The organism is Priestia sp. FSL H7-0729 (genome assembly GCF_038005685.1).
Classification (GTDB): domain Bacteria; phylum Bacillota; class Bacilli; order Paenibacillales; family Paenibacillaceae; genus Paenibacillus.
The window spans coordinates 96622-108677 of the sequence record NZ_JBBOTQ010000016.1; the positions used below are offsets into that span (position 1 = coordinate 96622).

The window sequence follows — 12056 nt, forward strand, 5'->3', positions numbered from 1 at the left end:
GGCAGAATGTTCAACAAACTATCAAAGGCTGTGTTCACGGTAAATTCCGCGAGCACAGCCTTTTCGTTGTCGGATTGTAGCATGTTATCAGCAACTTATGTCTAAGGAACTATACGATTCGAGGAGATCGTTTTGCGGTTGCGGGAACGAATACGATAAACCAGTAAGAGGAAGAGTGGAATAATGAAGCTGACGGTGATATCCCAATCTACCCAAGCAGGCATGATAGTATCTGTATAGAAAATAACATTTGGAGCGATCAGCACACCCAAGGCAAATAACAGCAGAGAAGAAGGCAAGATGAGAGGCTTATACGTCTTTAATCGAAATAATTGTGCCGTGCCTAGCACAAAAGCGAATAGATACATCAGGGTTTTAAAATAGGTAGAGATCAACCAGGCGATAGCCATGACTGCTTCGATTCGTTCGAAGAAATTACCGATATTAATTTTTTGGGAAAGGACGTAAGAGATATAGATGCTGTGCTGCGTCACTGTTGGCCCAATCACCATAAGTGAGAGAAGCAATAGGAAGCTTAACAATAAACCTCCTAAGAAGGTAGCCAGCAAAAAGTCTCGTTTGAAATTGGACCCGGGGTTCACATATGGGAGAAACACCGAAAGAACAATTAGTTCACCAAAGGAAGTGAAGGCTCCTCGGATCGTGGACTCAATTAGGCGTATCCAGGGCATGTCAAAGTATGGCTGAAGATTTGCGCTTTGGGCTTGAGGAAGTAACCCCAAAAAGAGAAAAGCTATAAATACGACAACGATGGGCGTTAACAGTTCTGAAGTTAATCCTATTGTGCGAAAACCATGCATTAATCCCCAGACCAAGGAACAGACGATCATCAGAATAATGACCCGGATGGGTGTCTGAAGGTAGATCTGGGTGGTCATGAAATCACCGACCTCACGAACACATATGGCTGCACCAATGGCGAAATAAAACAGATAGCCAGCCGAAAGTACAGAACCGACCCAGGTGCCAAGTATCTTGGTACAGATTTCAAAAAGAGATAATTGGGGATATGTTCGGTGGAGTTTATAGAGAACCCACATGATCCCAAGACCAATGGGCAGACCAAGCAGAGAACAGAGCCATGCGTCTTGCTTGCCAATTGCCGTAACGAGTGAAGGGTAGATCAGAATCATGTCTCCAACCATGACCAGGAAAGTGAGCAGTGTGAACTGCCGTATGGTGAGTCTTTCTTGTATCAGCATGTTCTTCTGCTCCTTTCCATGAATGAATGTCCTAATTAGCCTCCGGAGTTATCCTTCAGTTGTTGGTTGGGGTGTTGAGTTGGATTTTCTGCGGGACTTCACTAATGCTATCAAAAACAGTATACCGGGAAGAATGATACCTAATGTTGTGTCCCAGTCTACCCAGTACGGAACGATGGTGATGATAATAAATGTCAGACTCGGCGCAACGAGATTGGCCATTCCATATACGAGCAAGGTCGAGGGGAGAATGAGCATCTTGAACTGCTTTAGCTTGAAGAGTTCTGCGCATCCAACAATAAAAGCGTATAAGTAGATTATCGCTTTGAAGTAGGTAGAGATGAGCCAAGAGCTAGCCATAATCACCTCAATTCGTTCAAAAAATCCGCCAATGCTAATCTTCTGAGATAAAATAAACGAAGCGTATATATTATGTTGGGTAAGGAAGGGGCCGAGTACGAGCATGGATATCGTAACTAAAATGGCAAGAATCAGGTTACCGAGCCCTGCTGAAATAATCATGTCACGCATCAGATGACGGCTCCGTGTAACATAGGGCAGGATCATCAAAATGGGAATGGTTTCGCCGATGGGATATATGATGCTAACCAGAATGCCCTGCGCTATGGGGACAACGCCCGTATCTGTTACGGGCTTAAGATTACTGGTGTCCACCTGTGGAAGAAGACAGAAAGCCAGTATCACGATGAACAATATAGCGATAGGCATGAGTAATTCACTCGTTCTCGCGACAGTCTCCAAGCCATGGTACACAGCCCAACCGATGGCAATCACAAAAATGAGTATGATGACACGAATAGGGGTGTACTGGAAGATCTGGGACGTCATGAAATCCCCGACTTCCCTGGTATGTGTAGCTGTGCCAATCAAAAAGAAGAACAGGTAGAAGCAGGAAAACAGGGTGCCAGGCCAAAAACCCAATGTACTTCGAGCAAGTTGTACCAGATTTTTCTCCGGATGCATACTGCCTAATTTTATAATCAGAGCCATGAGCGCCATTCCCAGTGGAACGCCAATAAGAGCGCATATCCAGGCATCTTGCTTGGCATAGGATGTGATAACGGAAGGGTAGATCAGCATCATATCTCCAACGACCAACATAAATGTAAGGGTGGATAATTGTCGTGTACCGATCCGTCCTTTTTCGAGCATGATGTACCCTCCCTCCTTCCTAAGTTCCAGTCAAACGGGCTAATAAATGGTTCACGGGATCATAAATCCACATAATGATGTAGAGGGGACTGGGAAACTCCCATAGATTAGATGCAATGACACCAAAGAATGTAGCAGTGAGAAGCATGGCAGAGTATACGGCGACTTCCTTCCATTCCTTCCGGCGAATAAGGCCAGGCAGATCAATCCAGCCAATAATTGCCGCTACGACGATAACTGCAATGGTAATCAGCACACTTCTCTCACTCCTTCATCTGGTTTTTAAATGAATCGTCCAGTGTACCTACACGTTTGATCTGCACATTGGCAGTGTATTTAATATCCAGTTCTTCAAAATATTTATCCCAGTCGTTTTCGACCGTTTTGAAAAACTTGGGATCTGCATGGTACACTTCCTGTCCAAAACCAAAAATGTCGACATGGAATTTGCGTCTTACTGAATTAACAGATTTCTGCATCAGTTCGACTAACCGTTCTTCACTATCTGTTTCGAGTTCTTTGAGGACTTTCATTGAACCGATCTTGATTCCACATTCAACAGCACCGATGGAAGAGACATTTTTGAGATCAATGTGGATTACAGGTTTGCCATTTACGAGTTTGGCTTTTCTCTTCGTAGTTGTACGAAGTGCCTTAAACGTCACGTTACCTTTATTACGACAGGGCATATGGTTAACGGTAGATTGCACATTGTCACGGATGTAGTTGTAGCCTTTGGATTCATCCTCCGTTAACCAACCAATCAGCTTGTCTTTGTGAAATACACTTAGTCCCGTTGTATTGAGTCTTGCAGGTGATCGAATGGTGGCGATATTTTCTTTACGACCGCTTTGTTCTTTGTTCCCGATGATCTCTATCCCCGTAATGACAGGCTGGATGCCTGGAGATAACATAAACTCCATTAATTCATCCCCGGTTACCGTAGTGGTTGGGGACCAGGTTTTGGAAGATACATCCAGGGAGTTGAATAACTTCTCAGCTGGAATATTATCCAAAGGTGTAAGTACATCAAGTACATGTGAGGCGGTTGTGTTCTTCGCCACCATAACGTAATAATCTGGTCGAGCTGTAGGCTCACGCATTAACGCTTCGATAACGTCGTATATTCCATCTTTGCGCGCATATTCTTCGCCAAACACGAGAACTCGTATATGTGCAAGGAAAATTCTGCGCGGACTAGTTTCCGTTAATTTCTGAATGGCTTCAAATAAGGTGTAGGCGGATGCTTCATACTGTGTAACGGGCGTACCTTTCCCTCCCCCCGCCTTGGAAGATACCTCATTGGGAACAACGACCTGAGCACTCACTTTGATCATATCGCCATCTTTGTCCACGCCGAGACCCAGCATAATGCCGAGTTCATTCAATTCCTGGCGATCCCAGCATCCGGTAAGGAGAGGAAGCAGAAGGGCAAAGGATAAAATTAAGCGTAAACATCTGTTCATGGATAGGCACTCCTTACCGAATTTCTACCGCTTCGTTTTTTTAGTGGACTGTCTGACTTCATTGGTTGCATGAGTAGAGAGTGGGCGAGTTTTCATATGGGACCAGGGCACACGAAAGATCGTGTCTTTGAGATCTTTCTGAATAAAAGGTGCAAAAGGAGACATGTAGGACACCCCGAAAGAACGCAAGCTACAGAGGTGGGTCACGGTAATTAAGAGCACAATCAGGATGCCATAGAATCCAAAGGCAGCGGCCAATATCATTAATACGAACCGTAAAATACGTACGGAGATGGAGAGCCCATTTTCTGGGATTACATAGCTCGATATCGCAGTGATGGATACGATAATGACCATTGCAGCAGATACAACTCCCGCATCTACCGCAGCTTGACCAATAACAAGCGTTCCCACAATGGATACGGCCTGACCGACTGTTTTCGGTATCCGAATGCCCGCTTCACGCAGAATCTCATAAGTTAGCTCCATTAGGAGGGCTTCAATAAAAGCGGGAAAAGGGACGCCCTCTCGCTGAGCCGCCAAACTGATAAGCAGGTTGGTAGGCAGCATCTCCTGATGGAACGTGGTAATGGCTATATAAAAGGATGGAGCAAGCAGTGCGATAAAAAATGCCAGATAGCGGATCATTCGGATCAGTGTACTGATATCTGCTCGTTGATAGTAGTCCTCTGGTGACTGGAAGAAATGAACAAACAAAGCGGGAACAAGTAATACAAATGGTGTCCCATCCACAATGATTGCAACTCGCCCTTCAAGCAAAGCGGCAGACACGGTATCCGGTCGTTCACTATTGTAGACTGTGGGGAAAATCGTTCCCGTCTTGTCCTGTACCAGTTCCTCGATATAGCCACTCTCAAGGATGCTGTCAATGTCGATCTCATCGAGCCGTTGACGAAGCTCCTTGACAATCTCCTGATCCACAATGTGTTCCAGATAGAGCACAGCCACCCGAGTCTTGGTTACTCGACCAATTTCTCTTTCTTCGATCCAAAGATGAGGGTCGCGGATTCGTTTGCGAATCAATGAGGTGTTGGTACGCAGGTTCTCATTGAAGCCCTCCATCGGTCCACGAACGACGGTTTGAGAGACGGGTTCTCCAACGGATCGATCTTCCCATCCTGCTGCACCAATTTTCAACCCTTTTACTGACCCTTCAAGCAATAAAATGGCCGATCCCGAAAGAAGTGCATTCAGCACATCCTCTATATCATCCACCAGCATGACATTACTGGCGATGAGGATATCATTCTGAAGGTAACTGAGATGCTCAGCGTCGGCAGAGAAATCAGGGAGATCATGTTTTTGTAATAATGATTCCATGATGGAATGATTCAGAATGTTCACATCAACCATCCCATCGATGTACAACATGACGGCAGGCCATTTATGTAGACACTGGAGAGGGCGCATCATCAAGTCGTTGCTGTTCCCCATCACGCGCTTGCAGTATTCCATATTTTCGCGAAGATCCGGAGAGATTGGCCTGTGATCTTGATGGTCCAGTTTCGATTCGCGCATACCTTCACCTCCCTATACACCCTATATTTGCAAGTTAGTATGACCTGGATGAATTCGTATTATCACAAAAAACAAAAAAGAATGAATCGTCCGTGCACTGTTTCAGAAAAATGAAAAAAAAGGAGCCGCGACTACTCGCGACTCCTTGCTTGTTTTTATAGATGGACGTTTGTCCGCATTTACTTTTGTCTTTGTCGAACAGGGGCTGATTTGGATACGGTGGACCTTGATGCCCATGCTTTGCGGTAACGGTAAAGCACGGCTACGATGAGCAATAGGCCAATTCCTCCCACGATATACGCTGCATATTGATGAGCCAGATGGAATACGGCATTCCACTGGGGGCCGAATATTTTGCCAATGCCCAGAAAAAGTACAACCCAAAACAGTGCGCCTGAATAGGCGTATAGAGCGAACTTGCGAAACGGAACAGCGGCTATACCCGCAAAATATCCGGTGAAATGTCTTACACCCGGAATGAAATAACCGATGAAGATCAAGGCATTACCATACTTGGCAAACCACTTTTGCGTTTTATCAAGCTTGTCCTGTTTTAGCAGAAACCATTTTCCGTATCGTGTTATAAAGGGCAGTCCTGCTTTGGCTCCAATAAAATAAGTGATAGTCATGCCAATCGTCGTTCCCAGAAAAGCCAGTATGGTGAGGACTCCAAAATCAAGATGTCCCTTATAGGAGAGAAACCCTGCGTAAGCCATCGTCGTTTCACCGGGAAAGGGAAGTGCGATGAATTCAAGCAACAAGCCAAAAAACAATACGCTGTATCCGTAGGATCCAAACAGATGCTGGATCTTCTCAAGCAATTCCAATAGATTTCACTCTCCTGAAGACGGGGTGGGAGCCTAATTCCTCTCCAAGGTGTTTTGAATACGCTCTGCCTGTCCATTATGCTACCTAATCCGCAGCGAAGAATCAATCACGCTCCATACCAAATTGTGAAAAATTATTAAACAAAATCGCGTCTTTTTTCAATGGCGTCTCCATATAATTCTAACAAATCTGCTGAAGTCTATCAGCAAATTACTAGAGACGGTGGAGGTCGATTCGTTAATGGTACAGAGACCGGAATTGAGAATCAAGGAAAAAGAGGAAATCTCCTTAACAACCATACATACGTTTTTATCTGGACAATGGTCTGTCTTTCTAGTGCGGATTGCGATATTGCTATGTGCATTCGCTGTATATGCTGCATTTTCTGCGTATGCAGTCATAGCTGATGCATCTTCTGCTTCCGGCTCAGCAGAGCCTTCCTCGGCAGCAAAGAATAAGCAAGACAAGGTAGTCTATCTGAGTTTTGACGACGGACCGGGTAACCATACCCGTGAAGTATTGGATATTTTACACAAGGAGCAGGTTCCGGCTACATTTTTTGTGCTGGGCGAGCAAGCGGAGCGTTATCCTGAGCTAATCCGGTCAATGGTGGAGGAAGGACATGCTTTAGGCAATCATACGTTCAATCATCAATACGAACAGCTGTATAGTGATTTTAAAGTATTCTGGAAACAGATCAAGCAGACAGAGGACGTGCTGGAGCGTATCACGGGCTTCCGTCCGAATCTGGTGCGAGCGCCAGGAGGTACCTACGGACATTTTGACCAGAGTTATTTTGACTTGCTGCAACTGGGCGGATACACCGTTATGGACTGGAATGTTGACAGTGGGGATTCCAAACGAAAAGGGGTTCCTGCCAAAGAAATCCTTAAAAATTCGACCAAAGTACCTGCGGGAGCACGTTCAGTCATTGTCCTGATGCATGACGGTGGTGCACATGCTGAAACGGTAAAGGCACTTCCCGGTATTATCAAATATTATCGTGATCACGGATACCGTTTTGACATCATCAAGAGTACGGATCAACCGGTTCAGTTCCGTACACATCCAGATGGGAAGTATAAATCCCGCAAAGCGCCTGGAAAGGCATGGATTGCAGAACATGTAGAAGCAAATGCGACGTTGTGGCTTGCAACCAAGAAGCTGAAGGTAGAGGTGGGATTAGCCGCGGCTACATTGCAACCAGGCGAGTTTCGCATGGAAGGTCAGCGAATCATGGTGCCTTTGCGTACATTCATGAAAAAATTCGGGGGCAGTACTCGCTGGGACCCGGAGACAAGGACAGCCACAGCAGTATGGAAGGAAAGAACGATTCATGCAGACAGTGTGAGCGGAACACTGAGCTCAACAGGGGGAATTGAAACGGGAGCAGTACAGAGTCAGGGGGGGACGATCTGGGTTCCGTTACGTGAGTTACTGGAACAGATGGGATTAAAAGTGGATTCCTTAACCAGTAATGAGGCAGAGTGGACGGTAAAGGCGGGCTCTTCCAGATCCATTTCAGCAATGAATCTCATATTTAAGTATAAAATGATCTGAAGAAAATCATGCTTGCAGGACTATTCTCTCTACTTCCGGGCAACACTGAATCATAGATTACTATGGCTCAGGAATGGAAGGAGATCAGGAGAAATGTCTTATATCCGAATGGAACATGAACATGCGGTTGAATTGTTAAACAGGGTCATGAAGCGTGTTGAGAGTGTGATTATTGGCAAAAAAACAGAGATTCGTTATGTGCTCACTGCAATGCTCAGTGGGGGGCATGTACTTCTGGAAGATGTGCCGGGCACCGGGAAAACCATGCTGGTTCGTGCCGTCGCTTCTGCGCTGGACTGCTCCATGGGCCGTATTCAATTCACGTCCGATGTCATGCCCGCAGATGTTACGGGCACTTCAATCTATCATCCACATACAGGTGAATTCAAGTTTCGGCCCGGACCTGTCATGTCCAACGTTGTCCTGGCTGATGAAATAAACCGCGCTTCACCCCGTACCCAGTCTGCCATGCTGGAGGCCATGGAGGAACGACGTATTACGGTTGATGGCACAACCTATGCCCTGCCACGCCCGTTCTTTCTGCTGGCGACGCAGAATCCGTTACAGTTCGAGGGTACTTACCGTCTGCCTGAAGCGCAACTGGATCGATTTATCATGAGGATTGGACTGGGGTATCCCGATCCGGAACAGGAATTGGAATTGCTAAGCCGCATGCAAGGTAGAGAAGCACTGGATGAACTTCGTCCTGTCCTGCTTGCTGAAGAAGTCGTAGCCATGCAACGTGAAGTCAAACAGGTACATGTTGATCCGGTCATCAAGCAGTATCTGGTGGCCGTTGCTGTAGCCTCTCGCAGCCTTCCGGCGGTCAGACTGGGCATCAGCCCGCGTGGAACGCTAGCCTGGATGGCAGCGGCGCAGTCATTTGCCTACCTGCAAGGACGCAGTTATGTCATTCCGGATGATGTGAAAGAAGTGGCTGTGCCTGTTCTTTCACATCGTATTCAATTGAAGGCCCAGAACAGAGCGGAGGTTTGGGGGCAGGTTCAAGTCATTGAAGAAGCGTTGTCATCGGTCCCAGTTCCTGTACAAATGGCGTCACAGGGAAGGGGACGGAGGTAATGGATGCGCTGGGACAACGGATGGTGAGTGCTGTCTTGGTAGTTGCTTTCGCTTCCTTGTATCAGTGGCATGGGGGCAAAGCGGCGTTGTTTCTATCCATTATGGCTTTCCTGATGTTCACAGGAGGTCTGTTTCTCCACTGGTTCAGACCACGGCGTATTCACATCCGACGGAAAATACACGCAGACCGGATTGAGGCAGGTGAGCGGGTACGGGTTCTGGTCGAGTTGGAATTCGATTGCCGTATTCCATTGTTATGGATCGTTCTGTGTGAGAACTCACCTGCAGGTGTTCATCGCAAATTGATTTTCCCGGGAACACGGCGACAATTTACCTATCAATATGAATGTTCTGGTTTACGCCGAGGAGTCTACAGATGGGATACGGGCAGATTGTACTGGGGTGATATGTTTGGCTGGAATACGCTCTCCGCAGAGACCGCAGGAGGTACACCCTTGATTGTTGTTCCGCAAGCAACAGCTTGGGGGAATGGCGATTCAGCAGAATTTGCAGCGATGATCGAAGGGACTCTGTCGGAGCGAAGAAATAACCAGGGAAACCGTAGCCCTGAGTTCCGCGAATATCAGCAAGGTGACCCCCTGGGACGTGTTCATTGGAAAAGTACAGCCAAAACGGGAAAACTCCAGACCTTTCTGCCCGATACCACGGATCTGGCTTCACTAGGCATCCTTGTGTATGAAGGTGCGTCGGGTTACGACGTAAAACAGCCGGAGATCATGAATGCACCTGCTTTTGAACGAGTGGTTCGTACAGCTGCCCGCTGGATTCATACCGCTGAGCGGGATGATATTCCTTATCAACTGTGGATGGAAGGCGGAGATAAGAGCTATGATGCACAAGATCCATGGCAGCATGGGCCTTTCCATGCAGATGCTGAGAATCATGGACTGGACAAACTAGCGGGGGCGCGCATAGCCAAGGCACGATCTGTCTCTGTTTCGCTCCGAACAGATATGCTGGATGGACTGGCAAGTGGTTCGCGAATTGTGGTTCTCACAGGTAAGCTGGATCAGGCTTTGGCGGAATGGATCATGTCTGCAATCGGGTCAGGTCACCGCGTAGAGGTGCAGCTGACTGAAGCGATCCAGTCAGGATCAACAACAGATCGATCGGTGACTGGATTGGGATATGACAGCTATCCTTTGGAGCAGTTTCGTCACAGTGGGGTGTCGATCCATGCGGTTACAGACCATGCGTTATCTTCATTGGGAAAGGTGGAGGTAACAGATGTGGGAGCGTAATGGTAACCAGCAACCGAATTCCATTGTGTCCGACAAAGGTTCAACGGCTTGTATGAGGTTAGAATCGGCCCATTCTGTACATAAAGCTGTGAACCAGAATGCTGTGACGGACATAAAGGATGGGGGAACTGTTATAATTCCTGTCCTGTACAGAATCTTTATTTCGGCCATTTTACTTATACTGTCTCTGGAGTGGATCTATCCTGTTACGTCATCAGATCAGCAGGGCAGTGAACGATTCTTGTCCGTAATGGCGGGATTAACGGGAGCATTGCTGCTCGCGGGATTATTTCGTACAGGATGGATTACCGGAGTACTGATCCGATTATTCATTGCACTTGCTGCGCTATGTCTGATGTACGGAGGAAGTGATCCTGTCCGTTGGGCGGTTGCATACCCGGGAGTACTTTCATCGGATATGGACACCTTTATAAATAACTGGCGATTCCACTCGATTAGTACAGAAACGAGAGGGTTGTTCATGATGTGCGGCTGGAGCATGCTCATGGCTTCTGTGCAATCCCTTGTATTGCTACGTAGAAGCGTTATGCTGTTTGGCAGTGCAACGCTGGTATATTTGCTTCTGCTTGAATCCTTTGCGGGGTTGGATGTATATGCTTCGGTAATAAGATCTGTGTTATGGACTTTTCTAATTCAGGCTCTGCTCCAGCTACTACGCCTCAACGGAGGAGTAACTACTCCGAGTTATCGTGGCAGTCCCTATGGCCGTTGGAGCGTTATAACCATTGTTGCTTCCACAGGTATGGTACTTTTCTCTGCGTTACCTGGTCAGTTCGCTTCCATACCTCAACCGGAACGCATATCCCTGGAGCAGATGGGTGAACGCATTGCTCGCTGGGCAGGTTATACGCAGCACAGTAGTATCCCCGCTACAACGGCGGTTACGGGATATAGTACCGCAGATGCTCCTATGGGAGCACCTCTGGTGCAGGGGGATGCCCTCTTTTTTACAGCGAAGAGTCCGGAAGTGACGTATTGGCGAGGGGAGACTCGTTCATATTATAACGGTAGTACCTGGAGTGACCCTGAGCAAAGCTTTGAAACGGCCAGTCCCTCCGGAATACTGCGTGCTGATGGTTGGGAGAATCAAACCTATTGGAAGCGTATCCGCCAAACGGTCACGATGAAACGGGATTGGAAAGGGCCAAATCCGTTATTTACCGGGGGAGTCCCACTGAATGTATCGTTTCAGGATAAGAACAGCAATAATGAGGAGAACATGCGTACTTTGCTATCTAATCGAGATTCCGCAACGTTGTGGCTTGCAAGCTCTGGGGATGATAATACGGTTAAAAATTATACGGCAGACGTCATGATTCCTGTGGCATCGCCAGAACAGTTACGTCTGTTAGAGAATGCGAATAAAGGGAAAGATCCCGCATCTATTCGGAGGACGTATCTACAATTGCCCACATCTCTCCCGGGTCGGGTGCAGACGCTCGCCAAGGAAATCATTCAAGGCAGTGAAACTCGGTATGACGCTGTGCAAGCCGTCAAGACGTATCTGGCTGCTCATGCCGGATATACGCTGGATACCCGTATGCCACCGCGTGGAACAGATTTTGTGGACGATTTTCTATTCGTCACACGGCAGGGGTATTGCAATCATTTCTCAACAGCCATGATTGTGTTGCTTCGTGCAGAGGGAATTCCCGCACGTTGGGTTAAGGGCTTTGGGTCTGGAATGGCTGACCCGAATACACCTGGTCAGTACATCATTTCCCAAGGAGATGCACACTCCTGGGTAGAGGTGTATTTTCCAGGTGCAGGCTGGATGCCGTTCGAGGCCACACCTGGCTTCACCATGGCGCAAGGCGCGGGCGAAGATGTGGTAGCGCTCGCCGGGCCCCAGGCAGGTGAGTTGAATCAGCCGAATACGAACGGCGGATTGGCTAACGCGGGCG

General features: G+C 47.4%; 10 protein-coding genes. 4 read left to right on the plus strand and 6 right to left on the minus strand.

Annotated features, from left to right (window positions below; genetic code table 11):
• Positions 1 to 101 precede the first annotated feature (101 nt).
• The 6 genes from MHH93_RS24850 to MHH93_RS24875 all read right to left on the minus strand — a co-directional run bounded on the left by MHH93_RS24850 (position 102) and on the right by MHH93_RS24875 (position 6228).
• Positions 102 to 1223 carry a GerAB/ArcD/ProY family transporter gene (locus tag MHH93_RS24850; RefSeq protein ID WP_500056193.1) on the minus strand — a complete coding sequence of 374 codons (1122 nt, stop codon included), beginning with the start codon at positions 1221 to 1223 and terminating at the stop codon, positions 102 to 104.
• Between the two features lie 48 nt (positions 1224 to 1271).
• Positions 1272 to 2396 carry a GerAB/ArcD/ProY family transporter gene (locus tag MHH93_RS24855; RefSeq protein WP_500056194.1) on the minus strand — a complete coding sequence of 375 codons (1125 nt, stop codon included), beginning with the start codon at positions 2394 to 2396 and terminating at the stop codon, positions 1272 to 1274.
• A 19-nt stretch (positions 2397 to 2415) separates the two neighbouring features.
• Positions 2416 to 2652, minus strand: coding sequence for a hypothetical protein (locus tag MHH93_RS24860; protein WP_500056195.1), 237 nt, complete (start codon positions 2650 to 2652; stop codon positions 2416 to 2418).
• A 7-nt stretch (positions 2653 to 2659) separates the two neighbouring features.
• Positions 2660 to 3862, minus strand: coding sequence for a Ger(x)C family spore germination protein (locus MHH93_RS24865; protein ID WP_500056196.1), 1203 nt, complete (start codon positions 3860 to 3862; stop codon positions 2660 to 2662).
• Between the two features lie 24 nt (positions 3863 to 3886).
• On the minus strand, positions 3887 to 5401 hold the full coding sequence (locus MHH93_RS24870; RefSeq protein ID WP_500056197.1) for a spore germination protein: 1515 nt from the start codon (positions 5399 to 5401) through the stop codon (positions 3887 to 3889).
• A 179-nt stretch (positions 5402 to 5580) separates the two neighbouring features.
• Positions 5581 to 6228, minus strand: coding sequence for a DedA family protein (locus MHH93_RS24875; protein ID WP_500056198.1), 648 nt, complete (start codon positions 6226 to 6228; stop codon positions 5581 to 5583).
• A gap of 241 nt (positions 6229 to 6469) precedes the next feature.
• On the opposite strand from MHH93_RS24875, the gene MHH93_RS24880 reads away from it, so the two are divergent.
• From MHH93_RS24880 to MHH93_RS24895, 4 genes are all read left to right on the plus strand, one after another.
• Positions 6470 to 7789, plus strand: a complete 1320-nt coding sequence (locus MHH93_RS24880) for a polysaccharide deacetylase family protein (protein ID WP_500056199.1) — start codon at positions 6470 to 6472, stop codon at positions 7787 to 7789.
• A 93-nt stretch (positions 7790 to 7882) separates the two neighbouring features.
• Entirely contained in the window at positions 7883 to 8869 is a 987-nt protein-coding gene (locus MHH93_RS24885; protein ID WP_500056200.1) for an AAA family ATPase, read from the plus strand.
• Complete coding sequence (locus tag MHH93_RS24890; protein WP_500056201.1) at positions 8869 to 10131, plus strand: DUF58 domain-containing protein; 1263 nt, start codon at positions 8869 to 8871, stop codon at positions 10129 to 10131. The genes MHH93_RS24885 and MHH93_RS24890 overlap by 1 nt, the downstream gene beginning before the upstream one ends.
• Positions 10118 to 12056 (plus strand): transglutaminase TgpA family protein (locus MHH93_RS24895; protein WP_500056202.1); only part of this gene is annotated, 1939 nt, incomplete at its 3' end. The genes MHH93_RS24890 and MHH93_RS24895, both read left to right, overlap by 14 nt.